The organism is Paraburkholderia ribeironis (genome assembly GCF_900019265.1).
In the GTDB taxonomy this organism is placed as follows: Bacteria; Pseudomonadota; Gammaproteobacteria; order Burkholderiales; family Burkholderiaceae; genus Paraburkholderia; species Paraburkholderia ribeironis.
Map to the genome: position 1 here is coordinate 29,222 of NZ_CYGX02000042.1, position 21,220 is coordinate 50,441.

Annotated in this window: 18 protein-coding genes and 1 pseudogene; 3 read left to right on the forward strand and 16 right to left on the reverse strand. The window is 62.0% G+C overall.

What is annotated here, in order from left to right:
- Positions 1-14: 14 nt before the first annotated feature.
- Positions 15-1,076, reverse strand: a complete 1,062-nt coding sequence (locus tag BN2475_RS19035) for a cupin domain-containing protein (protein ID WP_245841404.1) — start codon at positions 1,074-1,076, stop codon at positions 15-17.
- A 714-nt stretch (positions 1,077-1,790) separates the two neighbouring features.
- Between BN2475_RS19035 and BN2475_RS19040 the strand changes: the two genes are divergently transcribed.
- Positions 1,791-2,753, forward strand: coding sequence for a substrate-binding domain-containing protein (locus BN2475_RS19040; RefSeq protein WP_245841405.1), 963 nt, complete (start codon positions 1,791-1,793; stop codon positions 2,751-2,753).
- 9 nt (positions 2,754-2,762) lie between these two features.
- Positions 2,763-4,454, forward strand: a complete 1,692-nt coding sequence (locus BN2475_RS19045; protein WP_094781056.1) for an ATP-binding response regulator — start codon at positions 2,763-2,765, stop codon at positions 4,452-4,454.
- Between the two features lie 60 nt (positions 4,455-4,514).
- Here the strand turns inward: BN2475_RS19045 and BN2475_RS19050 are convergent, their stop codons facing one another.
- The 5 genes from BN2475_RS19050 to BN2475_RS19070 form a co-directional block, all read right to left on the reverse strand.
- Positions 4,515-4,952 (reverse strand): hypothetical protein, encoded by a 438-nt coding sequence (locus tag BN2475_RS19050; RefSeq protein WP_143325813.1) that lies wholly within the window; start codon positions 4,950-4,952, stop codon positions 4,515-4,517.
- A gap of 356 nt (positions 4,953-5,308) precedes the next feature.
- Positions 5,309-5,746, reverse strand: coding sequence for a hypothetical protein (locus tag BN2475_RS19055; RefSeq protein ID WP_094781058.1), 438 nt, complete (start codon positions 5,744-5,746; stop codon positions 5,309-5,311).
- Positions 5,747-6,265: a hypothetical protein gene (locus tag BN2475_RS19060; protein ID WP_143325814.1), complete on the reverse strand. Its 519-nt coding sequence runs from the start codon at positions 6,263-6,265 to the stop codon at positions 5,747-5,749. It lies immediately after the preceding gene.
- A gap of 191 nt (positions 6,266-6,456) precedes the next feature.
- Positions 6,457-7,818, reverse strand: a complete 1,362-nt coding sequence (locus BN2475_RS19065; RefSeq protein WP_094781060.1) for a hypothetical protein — start codon at positions 7,816-7,818, stop codon at positions 6,457-6,459.
- Between the two features lie 108 nt (positions 7,819-7,926).
- Positions 7,927-8,805, reverse strand: a complete 879-nt coding sequence (locus tag BN2475_RS19070) for an eCIS core domain-containing protein (protein ID WP_094781061.1) — start codon at positions 8,803-8,805, stop codon at positions 7,927-7,929.
- Between the two features lie 303 nt (positions 8,806-9,108).
- Here BN2475_RS19070 and BN2475_RS19075 point away from each other — a divergent pair, with 303 nt between their 5' ends.
- Positions 9,109-9,789: a glycoside hydrolase family 19 protein gene (locus BN2475_RS19075; protein WP_094781127.1), complete on the forward strand. Its 681-nt coding sequence runs from the start codon at positions 9,109-9,111 to the stop codon at positions 9,787-9,789.
- A gap of 29 nt (positions 9,790-9,818) precedes the next feature.
- Here BN2475_RS19075 and BN2475_RS19080 read toward each other — a convergent pair whose 3' ends face one another.
- The 10 genes and pseudogenes from BN2475_RS19080 to BN2475_RS35025 form a co-directional block, all read right to left on the reverse strand.
- Positions 9,819-12,011 (reverse strand): AAA family ATPase, encoded by a 2,193-nt coding sequence (locus BN2475_RS19080; protein WP_094781062.1) that lies wholly within the window; start codon positions 12,009-12,011, stop codon positions 9,819-9,821.
- Positions 12,011-13,027: a hypothetical protein gene (locus tag BN2475_RS19085; RefSeq protein ID WP_094781063.1), complete on the reverse strand. Its 1,017-nt coding sequence runs from the start codon at positions 13,025-13,027 to the stop codon at positions 12,011-12,013. Before BN2475_RS19085 ends, BN2475_RS19080 begins: the two co-directional genes overlap by 1 nt.
- 12 nt (positions 13,028-13,039) lie before the next feature.
- Positions 13,040-13,726, reverse strand: coding sequence for a phage tail protein (locus BN2475_RS19090; RefSeq protein ID WP_094781064.1), 687 nt, complete (start codon positions 13,724-13,726; stop codon positions 13,040-13,042).
- Entirely contained in the window at positions 13,719-14,861 is a 1,143-nt protein-coding gene (locus tag BN2475_RS19095; protein ID WP_094781065.1) for a hypothetical protein, read from the reverse strand. Before BN2475_RS19095 ends, BN2475_RS19090 begins: the two co-directional genes overlap by 8 nt.
- Positions 14,862-14,863: 2 nt before the next feature.
- On the reverse strand, positions 14,864-17,788 hold the full coding sequence (locus tag BN2475_RS19100; RefSeq protein WP_094781066.1) for a putative baseplate assembly protein: 2,925 nt from the start codon (positions 17,786-17,788) through the stop codon (positions 14,864-14,866).
- A complete protein-coding gene (locus tag BN2475_RS19105) occupies positions 17,785-18,180 on the reverse strand; it encodes a GPW/gp25 family protein (protein ID WP_094781067.1) in 396 nt (131 codons plus the stop codon). The genes BN2475_RS19100 and BN2475_RS19105 overlap by 4 nt, the downstream gene beginning before the upstream one ends.
- A 13-nt stretch (positions 18,181-18,193) precedes the next feature.
- On the reverse strand, positions 18,194-18,844 hold the full coding sequence (locus BN2475_RS19110; protein ID WP_094781068.1) for a phage baseplate assembly protein V: 651 nt from the start codon (positions 18,842-18,844) through the stop codon (positions 18,194-18,196).
- Positions 18,841-19,911, reverse strand: a complete 1,071-nt coding sequence (locus BN2475_RS19115) for a phage late control D family protein (RefSeq protein WP_094781069.1) — start codon at positions 19,909-19,911, stop codon at positions 18,841-18,843. The genes BN2475_RS19110 and BN2475_RS19115 overlap by 4 nt, the downstream gene beginning before the upstream one ends.
- Entirely contained in the window at positions 19,908-20,627 is a 720-nt protein-coding gene (locus tag BN2475_RS19120; protein ID WP_094781070.1) for a CIS tube protein, read from the reverse strand. The genes BN2475_RS19115 and BN2475_RS19120 overlap by 4 nt, the downstream gene beginning before the upstream one ends.
- A pseudogene (locus BN2475_RS35025) lies at positions 20,618-21,220 on the reverse strand (hypothetical protein); the annotation flags it as partial. The gene BN2475_RS19120 and the pseudogene BN2475_RS35025, both read right to left, overlap by 10 nt.

Below are 21,220 nucleotides of genomic sequence, written 5' to 3' on the forward strand. Positions count from 1 at the left end.
TACCGTGCGAAAACTTACTTTCCTTTGGGTGCATCCAGGCTGCTACCGGGGGAATCATCTTCCAGAACGTGCAGAATCGGATGCGGCGTCTGCAGCGCAAGCATGACGAGATCTTCGTTACCTGAAACCCCGTACCAATGTAGTGCACCTTTCGGAACGAGCACGAGATCGCCTTCCATCAGTTCTTTTTCCTCGAGGGCGTCGTTCCACTTGGCAATTCCGGCCTCGACAGGGTTGAGCGATGGCCTGACTGTCATGTTGGCGCACCCTTGCCAGCATAGAGCGAGTTCAACGCTCTTCGGATGAAAGTGCTCAGGATTTTCCTGCCCAGGCACGAACGTATAGGCCGTGAAATGGAAGGCGGGCTTGGCAAAATCCGTTGCGCCACCCGCGACGAGTCCTTCCTTGCCCCAGATCTTCGACCTGACGCATATCAGTTTGGGATCGAGTTCAAAGCCGAGATAGTCGAGGATCTTTCGTTTGTACGACATCAGCGTATCGCTGCTCAACACCTGGGGATAGCCTTGCGGAAATGCTTTGCCTTCCACGTATGATGTAACGCCGTCCGGAACGCCGTGGTTATCTGAAATGCGAACTAGCAAAAGAACAAGTTTTTCAACTGGCCACACTTGCGGATTTTGCCCCGCTCTCGGAAACGGATGCTGAACGCTCTTCCGTTCCTGGTCGAGAGCCGTGAAACTGCGCAACGCATACTTTGGCAGAACCAAAGTGTCACCCGGCTCGATATGAATGCCGTTCGAATCCGCCGCGTCGACTATGCAAGGATCCCAGCCCGGTCCTTCCGACCGCTGCAACGCGACGGAAACCGTCCCGCGGCCGCGCCAACAAATCACGAGTTCGACCTGGTCGGTGTAGTAATGGGGAAGAGTTTGCTGGCCGGGCGCGATCGACAGGACTTCTACGGTCGGAGACGGATCGCTCATGTTCGGCCACGCGATCGGCATGCGTTGGAAACCTGGACCTCCCGCTGCACGAACATTGGCGACAAAATCCCTTAAATGCTTAATATTGACCTGTCCAAAGTTGATCACGGTTTTTCCTCCGAGGCTCATCATTACAAGGCGTCAATCAGGAAAATGAGTCCCCCCGGACTTGCTACCGCTTATCGATAACTAATAGTTGAGAAATATTGTAGAAACTCGAATTCGCAAGTCAACTGAGATAGCGATTATTTATTCACGCGGCAGTGGCGTCAGACTTTCTGGAGTTGTCCCTGTAGGTCAGGACACTCGGACATCGCCAGGTTAAGAGGCCAGTTCAAAACCCCGGGGGATATTTGCCTTCTCAGCAACCTGTTAACCCAGGGCACCTGAGCAACGGAATCCCAAGGATGAAAGCACGGTGATTGAAGACGAATTGCGGCGGACACTGATCGAACCATTACTGCCGCGACCGGGGCCTCGAGGGAAGAGCGATCCTGGTCGCCCGCGTGGAGAATTTGTTGTGCTGTGCGCGGGCGGCGGCGCTCCGGCTCGCTCAGAATCTCGATGGGTTTCATCTATTGACCAGACTCATTGATAGTCACAAGGCGGCTCGCTATTTTGGATCATCGCGCCCCAACATACGTGGGGCCGCTCCCACTTTCTCTCTGCCGCAACCGCTGAGGTAAGCACACGAGATGCGCTCCGCACATTTCATTTCGCTGGACAAGGCACGCTGTAGTCAACGAAAGCGAAATTGTCCACCCCGCACGTCGTTCTAGTCCGAAAGGCTTATTTTTCATTTTCAAATGCGCAACTAGACTACAAAACGAAACGGAGACTGGAACGTTGGCAAGTCGCCATGGAACGGCCGGAACGCATGAAGACGTCGAAACAGGGAGAAAGGAAATGCGGGAAAAGCGGAATATGAAAATGCGCGGGCGCAGCCTGCTTGTTCGAACAGGAGTCACATGCGCTCTGCTCGCCGCCTCACTTGCCGCAGCGGAAGAGATCAAGATCGGCGGCGCGGGCCCCGCCATGGGAACCATGCGCCTCCTCGCTGAACGCTACAACCAGACGCACGACGAGCCGAAAATAAAGGTGCTGGCCGCGAGCCTGGGTTCTGCCGGAGGAATCCGGGCTGCAACCGAGGGCGCGATTGACATCGGTGTGAGCAGCGTACCGTTGACCGAAACCGAGCACGACAAGGGAGCGATAGATACGGAAGTCGCTCGTACACCGTTCGTCTTCGTGGTCGGCATGAGCACACCCGTCAGTGGATTGAGTACCCGTCAGTTGCAGGATATCTATTGGGATACTTTCCAGAACAAGGACCCTGATTGGTCAAGCTACGTAGATCGAAATCTTCCCCACCATGACGGGCCTCTTCCTCGAATTCGAATCGTCATGCGGCCGAGCAATGAATCGGACAATGCAATCATCAAGAAGATCTCCCCGGAAATCGACCAGGCGATGACGGCGCTAGAAGTGCGACCCGGCATGATTGTCAAGTCGACTGCTCAGGAGAACGCGGGAGCGATTGAGGAGATCCCTGGCGCGTTTGGCACCTCGACCCTAAGCCTCATCGTGACGGAACATCGCAGAATCCGGCCGCTGGCCATCAACGGAGTCGAACCTTCGCCGCAATCCGTTGCAGATGGACGCTATCCATATTACAAGTCTGTTTTCCTTATCACCGGCTCCAGGTCTTCCCCCGCAGCGCAGACGTTCATCGCATTCGTCAAATCGAGAGACGGTCGGGAGATTCTTGCGGAAACCGGGCATACCGTGGTCGACAGGCCAAAACAGTAGTCATTGAACATGGTCCGAAACGAGGTCGCCGTCACCGTAACCAGGATTGCTACCATCGTTGCCCTCATTTTGACGGTGGCTCTCCCGTGGGGCTATTTCCGGGTCGCGTACGGTGCACTTGAGAGTCAAACCGAAACAGAAGCCGAGATACGCGCTGGACTTTTAAGTCAGTTCATCGGCGCGAACCCGGAGTTGTGGACGTTCTACGAGCACAGTCTGCACGAAGCGCTTTCTCGCGACCCGCCGCTGCGGCCGGAACAATTCAACCAGATCCTGAACTTGAAGCATGAAACCGTGGCAAGCGTAGGGAAACCTCCCCCATGGCCACGAATCAAGCATACGGTCGAACTCTATGATGCCGGCAAGGTCACTGGCTATCTTGAAGTGACTCGCTCGATGCGAGCCGTGGTTCGCGATACGATCATCGTCGCACTGCTCGGCTTATTGATGGGCGCGGCCGTATTCTTCGTCCTGCGTGTGCTTCCCCTCAGAGCGTTGCAGCACGTAACGCAAGCGCTGGAGCAGGAGATCAAACAACACGTCGAGGCCAGGAGGGAAGCGGAGGCCGCGAATCGGGCCAAGTCACAGTTTCTCGCAGCAGCCAGTCACGATTTGCGCCAACCGCTGCACGCGCTCGGCCTGTTTGCTGCGGGACTCACCTCTGTCGTCCGGGAGCCGTCCGTGCTTGGGATCGTCGCCAAGATCAATGACTGCACCGAATCACTGGAAGAACTGTTCAACGAGCTACTGGATATATCGAAGCTTGATGCGGGGGTTATCCAGCCGGTTTCGAGCTACTTTCCGATCGAAGCGTTGTTTTCCAAATTGCGAGTTGAGTATGAGCCGATGGCAATCGAAAAAGGACTGTCTCTGAAGATCATGACAAGCAAGGCTCAGGTCTTCAGCGACTCAATCCTTCTTGAGCAAATCCTCAGCAACCTGATAGCGAATGCAATTCGCTACACCCCGAGCGGCGGGCGCGTACTTGTAGGTTGCCGACGCCGCGCGCAAAAGCTCCGCGTGCAAGTCTGGGATACGGGAATCGGAATTCCGGCACACCAGACTGAAAAAATCTTCGAAGAGTTTTATCAGCTCGGCAACCCGGAACGTGACCGCAGGAAAGGCCTGGGCCTGGGCCTCGCGATTGTGAAACGCACGGCCAAGCTGTTGGGATCCGACGTGCAACTGGCTTCGCAGCCGGGACGGGGTTCCGTCTTCAGCTTCGAGATACCGATCGGGTACCCTCCACTATCCGTCCCGAAACAGAGCATTCCTCCAGGCGATTTTTCGACTGACGCCGTGAAGGGAAGTCTGATCGCTGTCGTAGATGACGAACCGGAAATACTCGACGCAATGTATACCCTGTTGTCACAGTGGGGTTGCGAAACCGTCTGTGCGGCAACACTCGAGGAAGCTACGCAACGGCTCAGTCGCCATGCTCGACGGCCAGACGCTTTCCTCGTCGACTATCGACTGCGCGAGGGTGTGTCGGGAATTGGTGTCATCCAGAACCTGCAGGCACGGTTCGGAAGTGATATACCTGCTGTTCTGATCACCGGTGAGACAGCGCCCGACAGTCTGAGAGAAGTGAATGAAAGTGGCTATCAACAAATCCATAAACCACTTCCTCCTGCCCGACTCCATGAATTGTTGAGTGTCCTTATCACATCCCAACAAGACGAACAGAGCCGCCCGTCGTAGCGACCGGCTCCGGGTAATGCATGTGAGATCTTATGCAACTCGTGAAAATTTGAACAGAACCTAGATCAAGAGGCAGTAAGTCACCGGAGTGCCGTCGTTGAGTTGCCCGCGGATAAAGATTTCGCGTGTCAGGTTTGACGGAGTTAGCAGCGATACCAACTGCCCAATGAGAAACGCCCCGATAGCAACCGGCGCTGATACTGCGGCTCCGAACGCAGCCACCGCTAGTCCCTCGATCGATTTCAGACCTGCCTCCGTGGCAAGCTCGCCGAACAGATGCGATGCTTCATCGTTGGAAGGGTCACCATTGTTTACCACGACATAAAATCCGTTATCAAGCTTCGACGACACCTGCACGTCAGCATCGTCGCGGATCGTCACGGTCTCGCCCGTAGCGAGACCAACCGCCCCGCTTGGCACTGGCACATCGAACCCGTCCGGAGACTGAACCGTACGAACACCACAGACGTTAGAAGATGAATCAGACATCGCATCCATATGAACGCCTCCCGATGGCAATCGTTTTCAGTGTGTCGACTCAAAGATTCGGCCGTAGCTCGGGACTTCATTTCACCTTCCCAGCCGCACCGCGAAAAAATCCGCTGACGCCCACCGCATTCGCGCAGGTCGTAGTCTCGCATCTGGCACGCGAATCGGTGCCCCGTTGCCGTCACACTTCAAATATCGTTGCAATCTTTCAGCGTGTCACTCCGTGTAAAAATAATCTTCTGCGCAACGTGACCCCATTCAGATTGGGATCACGCCGACGTAGTTCTTTCCGCAAACCCGTGAGCCAGTATTGCTTCTATCCCCGGTCCACGAGTTGACTTCCGGTTTTAAAGACCCTTTGACACTCACCCGAGCGTGCACTCATCGCCATCGTGAATATCGCTCTTCTGGTTGTTGCTGTTGACGCTGCCGTCGCTGCTGGCGAACACCCAGCGTGACGAGCCGGTAGCGTCCGAATCCGCCGCGATATCAATACCGATGCTCTCGTCTATATTAATTGGCACGTTACTGGCCACTTGCTGGCCTGTGCGACCGTCCCACGCGTTGACGGTAACATCCGTCATCTGGTTGTTACGCAGACTAAAGTGAATTGTGCTGGCCATGACTGATCCTCGAAACAATGTTTGCACGGTGCCCGCCCAGTCGGCGACTTGCGCAATGTGGCGGTTCGCACGCGCTACGAACGTCGTGTCGGCATTCGCGAAGCACTCTGTCAACCTGATTGCAGCTTTAATTTCTGGCGAGTGCTTCAGCGTATGGTCGACGCTTTCTGAAACAGCCATTTAGGCGTTGACCGTCCCTCCGAGATCGACGCCTTGACTGTTTAGTTGAGCTACCACGAAATCCGGAACCGCATTGCTAGCGAAAAGTCCCTTTAGATCGTCGAATGCTACCGAACCCAGGCAGGCAACGCACGCGCTGATGTAAACCCCAACCGCGACCGTCGCCACCTCGCCGAGCGTAGCCAGGACCCCTTCGTCGACCCCTACGACTGCACCAGCAGCCAATAATGCACCGATGGTCAGTTCCGCCTCACCGCCAGAATTTTCCCAGGCATCATGAACTTTGTGCAAAACCTCAAGTGCCTCGTTTGCGTCCTCGACGGTTGGAACGGGGAATCCACTGCCTTGCATGCACTGGGTCCAACGATCAGAAAATGCACTCATCTCTACCTCCAATTTTCCTGTGTTGCAGTGAGTCACGCTGCGCATGGCAGATTGACGGGATGAAACTGCATAAGTACTCAAGGTTCGCATTCCAATATTATTTAGGAATGCGATGTTTACGACGATGAAAAGCACTTGATCGTCATTACGTTAACGATTGACGAATCGACATTTTTAACAATGCGGACGCAATCTGGTTTGCGAATTGAATAGCGAGATCTTCTCGCAAGCAACGTTATTTTTGAAATGCGACTTTATTGAATACTTTCTTCAGACGACGAACCGTAGGCTACGCATGCCACAGCACATACGTGCGATAGCTGCGATCAAAGCGACGGATCCAGTGGCGTGATGCGGGCGAGCATCAGCGAATATTCCTCCGCGGCAATCTGCCGGAATTTCATATCGATTACGGCCATGCGCTGCTCGTCGGCGATATCCGGAAAAAGCCGTTGCGCGGCATCCTTCAGCACGATGTCTGGACGCGCGACGCGCGGCAGATCGTTCGACGCGGTTGAATCCAGCGCCTTCATCAGCAGATAGATGGGCACGACATCCGCGAGGCCGACGGGAATCAGCTTCGTCGCCGCATCGCCGAAATGGCGCCGCACGATCGCCTGCGAGCCGAGGCGCAGCATGTAGCGGAACGGCATTCCCGTACGGATCGAGAGCAACACGGGATCAACTGCGGCCACCTGCTCGACCGAATTCAGGCCTTCGGCCTCAAAGGTCGCTACGATCGGCAAGGTCACGCCGTCGAGTGTGAGCAGCTTGTCGGGCGCGTTCTCCTTCTTCTCAGTTTCGGTGATCTGTGGAAAGCCGAAGCGGCGTATCAGCTTGAGCAAAGCATCGACGGGAAAGGTACCCAGCGCGAAGGCCATCGCGGCGCGTGCGCCGTCGGATTGCGTAACGTTGTTGATGACCAGCGCAAGCGGAATCGCGAGAAAAATGCGCAGCGCGTACCAGTAGACGTCGGCGACGTTGAGCGACTTGCGGCGGATGCAGAGCACGGAATCGCTCACGACGAACATGAACGAACCCGCGAACGACGCCATCAGCACGCGCTGGCTGATGCCGTAGATGCAGCCCGCGGTTTCGCTCGCGGCACACGGGCGCACATCGAAAAAGCTCGTGCCGACGAGCCCCGCCGCGGCATAGACAACCACGTACAGGATAAACACGGCGGGCACAAACGGCACGAGGCCATATTGCTCGTGATAGATGCGCGCGAACAGCCGCTCGCAGATGTCGAGGCGCTCGTCGGCCATGCGCTGCCATTGCGCCGCTGCCGGCCACGGCGCAGGCGGCGACGCCGGCAACGCGCCGCCGTCCTCCAGCGCACAGATGAGACGCTGCGACCAGAAGCGTTGCAGATACGCCGAAAGCGCGCTGCCTTTCAGGCTGTTCTGGAACTCCCGATAGCGCGTGAACCAGACCATGCTCAGAAAGACGATGAACGGCGTGCCGGCCATCACGGTCGTGAACGCCCCGAGCGTGACGACGAGCCCGAGCGATGCGCCTGTGGCATTCACGACGTAATGCATGAATGCCGCGCCGCCAAGGTTGATGCCGATGAGGCCCGCGCTCAGCATGAGCGCGCGGCTCGGGCCGGTGAGGTGGCTTTCAATGAGGGGGCTAGGCTTGCGTGAGGTCGATGAGGCTGGCAATGACAGTGTTGCGGTGGACATGGTACGGCTCCTGATACGGCGAAAGCGACGCTGTTGAAGCTGAACTCTCGCTTGACTTCGGATTGCGCGAACGAAAGCAGCGGCGGCGCGCGGATGCGGGTGCGCCGGTCACCCGGCCAGCTCGTCGTCTTGCGCGCGCGCAAGCGTCTGTAAGTCAAGCTTCGTGTGTAGCTTCTTCTTTTCTTCCTCGTCCTGCGGTCCCGGCGCCTCAGGTTGGCGCATCAGAGTGGCATTCACGGCTTGCTTCGCCAGATGCCTGCCCGTGCCTGTTTCTTCCTCCGCGTGCGCGGCGATCTGCCTGTCCAACTCGCCCGACTGATCCTGCTTCATCACCGCGTGCGCCATCTGATCCGCTTCCACCTCATGCGGGTCGTCCGGCTGGCTGACGGTCATCTTGCGCTGGATGCCGCCGGTCTGCTGCACGACATGCGTGAGCTCGTGCGCGAGCAGCTCGCGCCCCCCCGACGTCCCCGGGTTATATTCGCCTTGCCGGAAGTAGACGTCCCGCCCGGTCGCGAACGCACGCGCCGAGAGCGACTGGCTCAACTCGTCCGATTCCGGATCGTGATGGATGCGCACGCCCGAGAAGTCCGCACCGAAGGCCGTTTCCATGCGAGTACGCGTCGAATGATCCATATCGCTGCCGCCGCCGCGCGAGGATTCTATCGAACGCTCAATCGCACTCATGTTGCCTGACTGGCCGTCGCCGTTCGTTGCACGGTCGATCACGCGCCCAACAAACTGATTGCCATAGCGCATTTGCAGTTGGAGCAGCGAGCGCTGCGCGGATGCCGTGTCGATCTTCATCGAGCGGCTGATCGCGCCCGCGCACGACGCATTGGCGATGTGGCAGGACAGGCCGTCCATTGCGACTCGCGCGATGGCCGCACCCGGTGACAACGAGTTGCCGTCACCCAGCGCGCGTGTTTCATTGCGTCGCGCGACGATTGCGGAAGGCATCTTGTCAATCGATTCTCGGTCTATCATTTTGAACTCCTATGCAATGTTTTTTCGTCATTCATCGAGCCAATGTGTCGAATATCACATTCGACGCTGCGCTCGCTTTGCGTGCCGGAAAATACCTGCTAAAACTCTATACAAGAGCTGCCTCGCACGCTGAATCATCAGTAATGCAAACCATCTTCGCATTACGCCAGCGCCGTGCTTGATCTCGCTCTTCAGCGGCCTCATAAAACAGCCTCCCCACTCTAACCGGTCCTGTCGCGTTCACTCGCATGCGTTGTTCGTGCGGTGAAATACGATCTCATCCTTAACGATATGGAGTCCTATATGGACAAAATCACATTCATGGCTGCGACGAGCAGCTCCGAAGCGGGCGCTGACCTCTGGCTCGACGCGGTGCAAGCCGCGATGGAGCGTTTCCAGATCAACACGCCCGCGCGCCAGGCTGCCTTTCTCGCACAAGTCGCGTACGAAAGCGGCCGGTTCCCGCTGCTGCCCGTGTCGGAGAACTTCAATTACTCGGTCGAAGGCCTGGAGGCAACTTTCCGCTCGCTCACGCCCGAGCAATGTGCGAGCCTCGGGCGTCAGCCAGGCGAGACGCACGTGCCGCCCGAGCGCGAGCAGCAGATCGCCAACCTCGTCTACGGCGGGCGCTATGGCAACAGCCCCGCCGCGACGGACGACGGCTGGAACTATCGCGGCTCGGGGCTCATCCAGTTGACGTTCAAGGAGAACTTCGCACGCGCGGGCGAGGCGATCGGCGTGGATCTCGTCGGCGATCCGGACCTGGTGCGCAACGACGCCGCCACTGCCGCGCTGGTGTCCGCGTGGTACTGGCAATCGCACGGCTGCAACGAACTCGCCGACGCGAACAACTTCTCCGCCATCACAGCGCAAATCAATCCGGCACATGCGGGCGAGACCGGCCGCGAGGAAGCGTTCCAGCTCGCGAGCAATGCCCTCAACGCGATGCCCGGCACCGAGCAGAGCGGCGTGGCCGTCGCGTGACTCCCTGGAGGCGGCGGCGAGCTTCATGATCATGCCTGTGTCAACGCATGAGTGAATGCGCCGTCGCCGACGAGCTTACCCATCTTCTGATACTCGCGCTGCGTCGCGGAAATCAGATGGCTCATGCGGATCATGTCGCCCTCGTCCGCGGCGAGAAACGCGGCGGCCAGCGCGACGTTGCGGATGTTGCCGCCGCTGAGGTTGTAGCGGCGCGCCATCAGCGCGAGATCGAGCTGCGGATCGCGCGGCGTGCGCTCCGGCAAAATGGCAATCCACATGCGATGCCGGTCACTCTCGGTCGGCAGCGGAAAGTCCACGGTGAATTGCAGGCGGCGCACGAACGCCTCGTCCATGTTGCGTCGGAAATTGGTCGCGAGAATCGCGACGCCCTGGTATTCTTCGATCCGCTGCAGAAGGTAGCCTACTTCGATGTTCGCGTAACGGTCGTGCGAATCCTTCACGTCGCTGCGCTTGCCGAACAGCGAATCGGCTTCGTCGAAGAAAAGGATCGCATTGGCGGTCTCAGCTTCGTCGAAGATGCGCGCGAGATTCTTCTCCGTCTCGCCGATGAACTTGCTAATGACGAGCGACAAGTCGATCTTGTACAGATCGAGCCCCAGCTCGTTCGCTATGATGCCAGCCGCCATCGTCTTGCCCGTTCCCGACGGCCCCGCGAACAGGAAGGTCAGCCCCTTGCTCGATGCGAGCTTCCGCTCGAAGCCCCACTCGTTGAACACGCGATTGCGGTACTTGACGTGATTGCAGATTTCGCGCAACTGCGCGATGCGATCAGCGGGCAGCACGATGTCGTTCCAGCTGAAGCGCGGCGTGATTTTTTGCGCGAGCGACGCGAGCGCGCGGTTCGAATTGAGTCGGCACGCGTCGTAGAGATCCTGCGACGTGATGTTTCCGCTCCCGTCTCCGGTGCCCTTCGCATCTTTCGCGCGCCATGTCGCGAGACTCATCGCCGAGCGCCATGAATCGTCGATCTGTCCTGGTGTGAAGCGGAACTTGGTGGCGACGCCCTTGAGATCGAGCGTATCGGGTGCGGCGCCGTGCGCGTGCGCAGTCTTGCGCCACAGATGCTCGCGCTCCGGAATGTCGGGCCGCGCTAGCGGGACAGCGAAGAAACGCACGCGGCGCAATGCACTGCCCGGCAGCCACGAGGCCTCGCCCGCGAGGAACGACAACGCGACTTCTTCAACTGCATCGAGGCACGCGCGCAAGGCGGCGTGCTGTTCATGCGCGAGCAGCGCATCGAAGCCGTCGATGTAGAGCGCCGCATCCGCGAGGCGCGCTTCACGCGCGATCAGCGCGAATTGCGTATTGAGGTTGATGTCCGCATCGGCGAGCAGCAGGCTCGCATCGACGCACAGCAACGATGCGCCGCGCTCGCGGCAGACCGCGCGAGCGACCGTGAGCTTGCCGGCGCCCGCCGGGCCTTGCAGATGCACAGCGATGGCCATGTCATGGGTCTTCTCACGCGCGAGCGTCTTGAGGCCGTGTAGCGTCGATGCTGGCAGCACGAGCTGGTCCAGCCCGTGTCGCGGCGCATCGTTGCGCAGGTAAGGCGCGATGCGCGCATCCGGTGCATTCGACCCCAGCAAATACGACACGATGCGCTCATCGATGCGCAGCAGCTTGCCGATGAACGGCGGCAACGGCCGTGACGCATCCTCGAACACGTCGATGAGCCGTGCGCGGCGCAGCGGCGCAGCGGCGCTGAAATGTTCTCGGGCGGCGATGCGCTGCAATGGATCGGGTACCAGAAGTGCCAGCACCAGATCGATGCTCGGGCGCGTGCGTGTCACGTCGTCCTGCAAATACGCATAGAGCTTTTCGTATCGCGTGTCGAGCTCCGCCGCGAGGCAAACCAGCAAGATATCGATATCGAGCGGATCGAGCGAGAACATCGTCGCAAGCCTCGCGAGGCGCAGTTCGGTGCCCGCTTCGAGCGTCGCGCTTTCGTGCTCGGCGATGCGGCGCGCGGTGGCTGTGTGATGCGCAGCATTAGGCGACGGATTCAGCAGCCAGGCGGGCATGGCGAGCGGCGCGGCAAGCAGCGCGTCAACCTGCTGTTCCGAAACATAGAGGCCGCGGAATTGCTCGTCTTCCCGCTGCACGCACCGAAAACGCGCGACTTGCGAGCGGATCTTGAGATCGATCTGCTCAAGTCGCGCAAGCAAATGCGCTAGCGAAGACTCGTAGCACGACACGGCCATCACCCCTCGACAGCAGCCACATGCAACAGCGACGGATCACATGTCACTTCGATTGCCACGAGCGAGACTCTCACATACGCTTCGCTGCGAATCTCGATCGACAACGTCGACGTTTCCAGGTGCAAGTCGCCTTCCTTGATGTGCCAGGTCTCGTCATAAGGGCCGCCCTTGATCTCCTGCTTGAGGAGGCTTTTCGCAACGTGCTTGCGCGCATTCGCATCCCATCCGCCGAGAAACAGTTCGACCGACAGGCGCGCATCGTTGATTTCGCCGGCAACGCGCAAACGCAGCACGCGCGTGACGCCCGGCGCGAGCGAAATCGCCATGGTGCCGGCCGCACCTTTGTTGTTGGGTTTCTCATCGATCTCGCGATGCGCCCGCGCCTCGGTCGGACCTACGCGAAATGGCGGCGGCGCAACTTCCTTGTCGGCCGGCAGAGGCGTCGGACGAAACGGCATGCGCAGCCAGCCGCGCTTCAGATGTGCTTCGAGGGAGTCAGCAGTGACGGAGCCCGGCGCGAGCAGCGTCTTCATGTGCCGACGATTGGTTGGCTTGATGGCGTGCGCGCTCACATGGCTCTTGTCGTCGAGCTCGATGGTCGCGAGGATCACCGCCGCCTCCACCGCGCCCGGCGCTACCGTCACCACGCCATAGCACTTGCGCGTGTTGCGTTCGCCGTCGTCGTCGCTGGCTGAAGCAACGTCGTCTTCCTCATAGTGAAGGCTCACGACAAGCACTGCGTTCGCTTCATTCGACGGCAACTGCAGCTTCTCCTCGTGCCTCAGGTCAATTTCATGCCCGAGTCCGTCCACGGCGAAGCCCGGCGACACAACGATCTCATTGCCGCCCGCGTGCCGCACTTCCAGCCCATGCACTATGCCCCAGCCGTGCAAATTGAGGTTGTGGCGATAGCGCGCGTTCGCGTGATAGCGCTGCTCGTCGCGAAAGTCTTCCTCGTTCAGTAGTTGCCCCCGGTAGTACGCCGGCTTCTTGTGGATGAACTGTTTCTTGTGCATTTGATGTACCTCTCAGCCTTCCATCGGTTCCCGCTGATTGCGGGTCAGCACCAACTCATATTCGGTATGCGCGGGTCGCGCAAATTCGACCACCGCGCGCACGCGCTCTTCCAGATCATGCGGCGCGCCATGCGCCCGCGTGAAAGCGCGCTCGTGCAGGCGGAACTCGACGCGAAACCGGTACGGTTCACTCACCGCAAGCTCCGTATCCACGCCGACATGCGAACGCCCGATCACGAAACCGCGCACCGGGTTCTCGTCGATCGACGACTCGCCGATCGCGCCGAAGCACAGCGCAAGCAGCTTTTCCATGTAATCGCGTGTGCCGCGTCTGCCGTAGAGCGGCACAATGCCCGCCACGATGTGCCGCAGCTCATCTGCCGAGAAATAGCGATACGGCGTGAACGCGACCCACTGCGCGAGCCACGGCATGAAGCGATCGGGCGCGGGCGGGCGCGCTTCACTCTGGATGCTGGCGGGCCCGTTGATGGTTTGCCGGTACGCAGTCGGCTTCACGCCGAGCGGCGCGAACAGACTCGGAATCGCGTCGATCTCGTCGGCGATGGCGGGCGCGTTCGCGTTGCCGCTCGCGAGCAGCATGCGCTCGAACGCGGCGAGCAGCGCGCGCAACGGGTCGTCGCCGGTGGCGCGATAGATCGCGGGAAGCGCGGCCAGCAAGCGCCCAGCGGTGTCATTCATGGCCGCCTCCCCCATGACGCATCCGGCGCGCACGATCGTTCACGCCGGCAGCGATGAGCGCAACGTGTGCGCGCGACACCGTCAGCCGCAGTTGCTCCCACGGCGTGAGCAATACTGAAGCGAGCCTGCCGCCGCTATCGCGCACGAAGCGCGCGAACGCGTCTTCGGACAGATGCGCGGGCCCACCGAGCACCGTGTCGACGCCGAGCGTCGCCACCGCGCCGACCTGCACGCCGACGCCGCGCGCCTGCAGTCGAGGGTCGCTCGTCGCATCGAGCACGATGACGTCCTCGACGTAGTCGATGCCGGGCGCGGCATCGATCGTCTTCGCGATCGACGCGAGCGAGAGCGTGCCGCCGAAGCTCACCGCATTCGCGTTGCCGAAGCGGCCCGCGAGTACGTCGTCGATACTCGCCAGCGCCTCGTCGAGCGATACGCCTGGCAACGGCGCCACCGCGAAAGCGATCGACACATGCAGCACCGCGGGCGCGACGACCGAATGTCGCGTCGTCAAGAGGGAGCGCGACGCGAGATCGTGGCTCACCTTTTCGCGCACGTGCCTGGCGACGTCGTCGGGCACATCGGCGGGCAGCGCCAGCACGACGCTCACATGTCCGCGTGCCTGCCTGCTGGCGTCGGTTCCATGCATGCGCGCACCGCTCAGATTGAGGTTCGCTATGCAGCGCGCGCCGATCGCGCGACCCGGCAACTCACGCGCTGCCGCCGCGCGGGCGAAGCGCTCGAAGTCTGCGGGTGTGATCGCGCATTCCGTCTGCGAGAGCGCGCTTACCGTATCGTCGATGGCGCGCGAAAGTTCGGCGGCGAGATCGACCGAACCGTCGGACTGCGTGACGTGCGGCACGATATCGTGATGCGGCTCGCCCTTCAGCAGCCGCAGGAATTGCAGCTTCGCGGCGGGCGTGACGCGGCCGATGCGATACAACAGCGCATCGGTGAAATAGGCGAGCAACTCGATCAGCGTGACGCCCGGATCGGACGGATTGTGGTCGGTCCACTCGGGCGCATGCACCGGCACGAGCGCCATGCCTTCACGCACGAGCGTGTCGTAATCGCGCTCGGCGACAATCGGCGTTTTCGGCGCGCTGAAACAGGTATCGACTGCGGGCGTGGACATGATCAGCGGCTCGCCTGGATGATATGACTGCCCGCGCAGATCAGGAAATCACCGCGCGCTCGCACGCCGGGTGCGGGCTCGATGAAGCGCAGGCGCAGTGCGCGCACTGCCTCGATGCCGTCGATCGCATCGAGACAGGCGAGCAGATCGGACGCATGCGGCTCGACGCCGAAGCGCCAGCCGTGGCCCGCGTCGCCGCCCGTCAACGGATGCAGATACGCATCGAAGCGCGCCGCGCAAGCCACGCGCACGCGCTCCGGCGAGGCATCGTCGGCGACGGCCAGTTCGGCATCGACGCAGACTTGCACGTAGAGCGGACCTGCCAGAACCAGGTCGACGCCGGCCGGCGCGCGCACTTCCAGATAGCGCTGCACCGCCGCGAGCAGCGCGAGCGTCGGCTGCGGCGCGCGATCGGTGCCGCGCGGCACGACGACGACGCTGACGACGCCGAGTGCCGCCTGTTCGCGTGCGTCGCCCGTCGACACGTCGCGCCCGCCGATGCACGCCGCACGCGCGACTTCAGGCGACGCGCGCAGCGCGAGATCGGCGTAGTCGTCGCGGCAGACCGCGCGGCCGCGATGACGCAGGCGCGCGAGCGACGCGCGGCGCACCGCGTGATCGTCGGGAGCGTCCTGTCCGCCGCTCGCCCAATCGCAATTCGCGGCCGAAGCGACATACGGCACCGTCGTGCGCAATTGGGTGATTGCGAGCGGCGGCTGATTGCCCTGCGCGCCGCCTCCCGCGCTGTAGCTGATGCGCACGTTGTTACCGCCGGCGGGGGGCATCCGGCCGCGCCGGCCATCGCCGAAACGCAGGGTACCCGTCATCCCGTCCAGCACGAAGTCGCGTGCGTCGTGCCCGCTTGCCGTGAAATCGTCGACGCGGTTCCAGCGCACCCAGTCGCGCGCCGAGCCGGTATCGGTTTCGCGCACTTCGACGCGCACCTCGCCGCCGACCACGGGGGCACGCGCGGTCCTGAACGTCTGCGCAGGGCGCTGGGTCGCCGAGCCGAGCAGCTCGTCTTCGAAGCGCAGCGCCTGCACGGCGGGTACCGCGTTGAGCACGATCTGGCGGATCGGCGGCGCGTCCTCGTCGGCTGTGTCGAGCAGCACGCGCAGCCAGAGCAGCGCCTGATCGGTGTCGAGCAGCGTGTCGTGCCATGGCGCGATGCCGCCGTGCGCGATGGTCACTTCGACATAGCCCGGATGCCGCAAGCCGCCCGTCGTGTCGACGGATTTGCAGTCGCGCCAGCCAGCTCCGTTCGAGACTTGCCAGCGCAGCTTGTCCGCGCCGTGGCCGGAAGCTTCATCGTCGCGATAGATCGCACGCGCGCCATGCTGCGCCATGCCGACATACAGGCTCAGATTGTGGCCAGCAAGCTGTTCAGGCAGCGCACGCAGTCCGACATATAACGCGCGCGCAGTCTGATCGAGCGATCGAAACGGCTGGAACGCGGCTCGCTCGCCGGTCTCGTCCAAAGCCGGGCGCGCCCACGTCAGCCCGTTCTCGATGATGATCTCTTGCGGCGCCACCGGCCCCGCGTGCAGCGACATCGCAAGGCCGATGCGCGCGATCGAAGGCGGCGCATCCATCGGCATGGCGAAGTTTTCCGCCGATGTCGTGCCCACGCGATAGTTGCCCGACGCGAGCCGGGCGCGCAGCCAGCCTTCGGCGGCGCCGTTGATGGTCGCCGGAACCGCGTCGGCCGGCAGCGCGAAGCTCACCGTGCCGCTCGTCGTGAAGGCGTGCGTGGCATCGTCGACGGAGACCGGGCGCCAGCCGCTGGCGGTGTGCGCTTCCCAACTCACGCGCGGCGCGCCGTCACGGCTCACGGGCGGAATCGGCGAGGCGCCGGGCGCGGCGTCGGCTGGATTGGTCAGCTCGATGGTGAGCACGATGCGTGCGCCCGCCACGGCGAACGCCTTCGACGCCAGAAAGAGCACGTCGTTAAAGCGCGGCCGCTCGCCAAACGGATAAAAGTCGCGCGTCAGATCGACGGGCACGCGGTTACACAGCGCGGTATCGAGCGTAGCTGCCGTCAGCGAGCGATCCGCGCAAATCGCGAGGCCGGTGATCGTCGCGCTGACGGTGCCGGGCGCGTTCGCATTGGCGCGCAAGCGGCACGTGAGCCAGCCGTTCTCGACGCCGTGCAGCTTGCTCGCCTGCCACTTCGGCGGCGCGTTGAAGACGACCGTTCCGCTCTTCGTGAAGCCGTGCGTCGTATCGCTCGACGGATCGAACTGAACGAAGCCATCTGGCCCGCACATGCCCCATTGCAGCGAAAGCGGTTCTGTCGGTGCCTGAGCGCGTGCGATCCGCACATCGAGCGAGAAGCCGGCGAGATCGGGCGCGCAGAAGAAAGCGCGATGCCCGATGTGCATCGCCCGCACGATGGGCTGCGCATGGGTGCCGAGCGAGTCGCCATCGCGCAGGCCTTGCGGCGAAACGGCCGCGCTCGCATCAGCGAGCGTGCCCGCCTGCGCATCGACCCACACGGCGCGCATGGCCTGCGCACGCAGCACTTCGAGATCCGCCGTGGTCTGGAACACGACCGGCTGCGCCCGCCCGCCCGAGCCCGGCGCGGCGACTTCGGTGAACTTCGGCACCACCGGCACGGCTGCGCCCTCGCCCGCCTGCGCCGCCTTGAACGCGAGCGGCGCGTACGCGGGCGTGGCCGGCTCGCGCCCGTTTTGTGCGGTGTCGAGCAGCTCGACGAACGCGGCCAGATGCGCGACGGGCACCGCGTTCAGGCGCTCGGTCAACACCGCGCAGTAGTGCGTGAAGACGTGCGTGAGCGCATGCCGCAGCGGATCGGCGGCGCTCGCATCGTGCCCGGTGTCGCGCAGCTCGAGCGCGTCCGAGACCACGGCGTCGATCGCGGCCGCCGTGCGTTCCTGCGTCACGAAAGGTGCATGGACGAGCGTCACGTGAGCGGCCTGTCGAGGTAGAACGGATAGACGAGATTGAAGCGGTTGTCCGTGAGCCGCACGCGGTAGTCGATTTCGATCAGCAACTGCTCGCCGTAGCCGCCCGCGCCCGATGCCTGCACGCGCATCACGTCGATGCGCGGCTCCCACTTCTCGAGCGCCTCGCGCACATGAAACTCCGCCATGCCCTGGGTGGATGGTCCATTCACGCTAAACACCAGGTCGTGCAGGCCGCAGCCGAAGTCCGGGCGCATCACGCGCTCGCCCTTCGCCGTCGAAAGGATGAGGAAGATCGATTGCCGCACGCACGCCTCGTAGCGCGCGACCCTGATGCGCTCGTCCTTCAGCGCGACGGGGAACTCCCAACCGACTCCAAGCACCTGCACGGGCATGTCCTTTGCCTCCCTAGCTGTTGATCTTCACGAGCGCGCCGGAAATGCTCATCGGCCCGGTGGATGTCATGTCGAGCGTGGACATCGCGCTGATCTTGACGTCCGTCTTCGAATCGATCTCGATGCCGATGCCCTCGAGCGTGAGTTTGCCCGTCGTCGAGCGGATCGAAATATCGCCCTGCGCCTCGATCGCGATGGTGTTGCCCGATGCGCTGATCGTGATCTTGTTGTTGCCGGTCTTGTCGATGATCTCGATCTTCTCGTCGCCCGCCGCATCAGACAGGCGCACGATGTGCCCGCTTCTCGACTTGAAGCCGCGGTTGTCGTTCTTGCCGTTGGCGTTCGATTCGTGTGCGACGTCCTTGCCGTTCCACAGCGAGCCGATCACGAATGGATGTTCGACGCTGCCATGCTCGAACGCGACCAGCACTTCGTCGTCTACTTCGGGCAGAAAGTACGCGCCGCGCCCGTTGCCGGCCATCATCGCGGCGACGCGCGCCCAGTTGCTCTCGTCGTCCTGATTGAGCCACGGAAAGCGCACCTTGACGCGATGCATGCCGTCCGGATCCTGATTGTTCGTCACGACGCCGACCACCACGCCGTAATAGCGCCCTTCGCTGTCAGCGTGCGCGAGCAGGCCGTGCAGGAGCTGGTCGTGCATCATGTCGCGTTCCTCCGCGCGGCGAAGCGCACGCGATAGCCTTTCTTGAGCGAGAAGCGCTGCTCGGTGCTCGTCACGTAATAGAGCCCGCTGAAGCGATCGCCGAGCCCTTCGATTTTCACGACGATGCCCGCGCGCATCCGCGGATCGCCGATACACACGCCATCGCCACGGATATAGCCGAGCGCCATTTCGCCGAAGCGCTGCTTCGCCATGAGATCGGCATCGGCCTGGTTCTGCACGGGCGCGCACACGCTCGCGCCGCCCGATTTGCCGAAGATGCCTGCCACGCTCGACGGTCCCGACTTCTTGCCCGCCATCAGGCCGGCTTCGTCTCCCGCGCCCGAGCGGCCGACGATTTCCTTCTTGCTCTTCGGGTCCCAGCCTTTGACAAGCACTTCCTGCACCTGCCCCATCGTCGACATGCGCGGCCGGAATTCGAGCAGCTCGATCTCGGGCCGCAGCGTGAGCGTCTCGCTCGCGTCGATCTTGCGCGGGCGATAGATCAGCGACCGGTCGTCGACGACCACTTCGTAATGGATGCGTTTCGCACGCGCGAGCAGGAATTCGAGGTCCGTCTGGTTGTGCTGGAACACGTAGGGCAAGGTGACCTTCGAGTCCTCGACTTGCGGTTTCAGTCCCGCGCCGCCCGCAAGTTGGCTGGCGATGTCGCTGTCCTTCACGTTGGTGTACGAGCGCGTCTTGCGCTCGCGCATCAACCGGTGACGCCGGTCGTAGCCGCGCACGGTGAGCGTCGGCGGCGTGTTTTCGAGGAAGGCCGGCTCGAGTCCGGTGATCTCGCCGCTGAAGATCACCTGGCGGTCGTCGCGATAGCCGATCTCGATCTCGACGGGATTGCCCTCGCGGAAGATCGCTTCGTCGATCCACTTCACTTTCATCTGCGCGGTGTCGTAGCAGGTCAGCGAAAACGTGAACATGCTCATGGCGTCGACATCTTCGAGCACGCAGACGTCGATCAGGTCAGCCGTCGCAGCCTCCGGCAGCGGCGCGCCATTGATCTTCAGCCCAAACTCGGGCGCGAGCGTATCGAAGCCGGTGCGCGCGTTCACAGGATGTCCTCCGCTCTGATGACGCGCGAGGCGCTCGGGCGCACCGGCGGCAGCAGGATCGTCGAGCCTGGCGCGAGCGCGAGCGGATCGTCGATGCCGTTGGCCGCCGCGATGTCACGCCAGCGATTCGCATCGGCGTATTCCTGCGCGGCGATGCTGGCGAGTGTCTGCCCGCGCCTGACGGTCCAGACCTTGGCGACGTCAGCGGACATGAGGTTCTGCTTCTTGCGATCGTCGATGTTCGAGCGCCATTGCTTGAACGAGCATTTGAGCGTGGCGCGCACGGGCGTACCGAGTTCGGTGAACATCGTATAGTTCTGATCGATCTGTATGAGCACGCCCTGGAAGAATACCGCCTGGGTGCCCCATTGCAGCCGGCACACGGGCGGACGATGCTTGTCGCCCGACACAGCCGCAAGCGCGAGCAGCTTCTTCGTTTCGGCGAACACACTGTCCTTCTGGTCTATGGGCTTGTCCGAGTCGTAGGTGTCGAAGAACAGATCGACCGAGAGCGTCGCCGGGTCTGCGCTCGTGTATTGCAGCTCGGGAGCGTCGCGCTTGGCCGCCTTCTGACTTTGCCAGCTCACGGAGCGCGAGACCGACAGCGTCTTCGGGTTGAACTTCACCTCGATGTTGGTTTCGCTGTGGTCGTCGAAGCGCACGTCCTTCTCGCCGTGACCGACCTCGACCTGAATGACCATCTTCGCTAGGCCCATGACGTATACCCCCGGCGTTCCTGTTCAATGGCGAGCTTGTCGAGGATCAGCTGCCAGGCCTGTTCGGCGAGTTCGCTGGCGTCTGCCGCCGGGTTCGCGGCTGAGCCTGCTGCTGCCGTTGCTCGCGTGTCGGCGGTAGCGCTCGTGGGCGGCGGCGGCGTACTGGCGGTCGCTGGGGCGCCGGCGTCGCGCGAGATGTGCGTGAGCGGGGAAATCACGCCGTACTGCTCGGCGGCGCGGTCGATGAACGCGGGTTCACTCGCAGGGCTTGACGGTGCAATCCCGCGCTCGGTCCATGCCGCGACCGGTACTCCATCGCGACACGTTGCGCGCGGGTCACGCGGCTCTCCAGCGAGACGCAGCGGTAATCTGGCCGTCTGGCGCACGGAGGCTTGCGGCTTGACCGTGAGGCTCGTGGCTGGCGTGCGTTGCAAGGCGTTCATCGCGGGCTTGAGCGGTGATGCGCCGTCGACTGGCTTCGTCTGGATCGCGTGCGATGCGATGCCTGGCGATGACGCGGTGTGTCCGGGCGGGGCCGTTGCCTCGGCGTGCGCGAGCGGCGGGTGCGTTTCCCGGCCGGTGGCGTTCGCGGC

Excerpts from the sequence above, each read along its gene's own strand:
- BN2475_RS19035 (WP_245841404.1), bottom strand. The coding sequence starts at position 1,076 with ATGATGAGCCTCGGAGGAAAAACCGTGATCAACTTTGGACAGGTCAAT.
- BN2475_RS19045 (WP_094781056.1), top strand. The coding sequence starts at position 2,763 with ATGGTCCGAAACGAGGTCGCCGTCACCGTAACCAGGATTGCTACCATC.
- BN2475_RS19050 (WP_143325813.1), bottom strand. The coding sequence starts at position 4,952 with ATGGATGCGATGTCTGATTCATCTTCTAACGTCTGTGGTGTTCGTACG.
- BN2475_RS19055 (WP_094781058.1), bottom strand. The coding sequence starts at position 5,746 with ATGGCTGTTTCAGAAAGCGTCGACCATACGCTGAAGCACTCGCCAGAA.
- BN2475_RS19065 (WP_094781060.1), bottom strand. The coding sequence starts at position 7,818 with ATGTCCACCGCAACACTGTCATTGCCAGCCTCATCGACCTCACGCAAG.
- BN2475_RS19070 (WP_094781061.1), bottom strand. The coding sequence starts at position 8,805 with ATGATAGACCGAGAATCGATTGACAAGATGCCTTCCGCAATCGTCGCG.
- BN2475_RS19075 (WP_094781127.1), top strand. The coding sequence starts at position 9,109 with ATGGACAAAATCACATTCATGGCTGCGACGAGCAGCTCCGAAGCGGGC.
- BN2475_RS19080 (WP_094781062.1), bottom strand. The coding sequence starts at position 12,011 with ATGGCCGTGTCGTGCTACGAGTCTTCGCTAGCGCATTTGCTTGCGCGA.
- BN2475_RS19085 (WP_094781063.1), bottom strand. The coding sequence starts at position 13,027 with ATGCACAAGAAACAGTTCATCCACAAGAAGCCGGCGTACTACCGGGGG.
- BN2475_RS19090 (WP_094781064.1), bottom strand. The coding sequence starts at position 13,726 with ATGAATGACACCGCTGGGCGCTTGCTGGCCGCGCTTCCCGCGATCTAT.
- BN2475_RS19095 (WP_094781065.1), bottom strand. The coding sequence starts at position 14,861 with ATGTCCACGCCCGCAGTCGATACCTGTTTCAGCGCGCCGAAAACGCCG.
- BN2475_RS19105 (WP_094781067.1), bottom strand. The coding sequence starts at position 18,180 with ATGCCCGTGCAGGTGCTTGGAGTCGGTTGGGAGTTCCCCGTCGCGCTG.
- BN2475_RS19110 (WP_094781068.1), bottom strand. The coding sequence starts at position 18,844 with ATGATGCACGACCAGCTCCTGCACGGCCTGCTCGCGCACGCTGACAGC.
- BN2475_RS19120 (WP_094781070.1), bottom strand. The coding sequence starts at position 20,627 with ATGGGCCTAGCGAAGATGGTCATTCAGGTCGAGGTCGGTCACGGCGAG.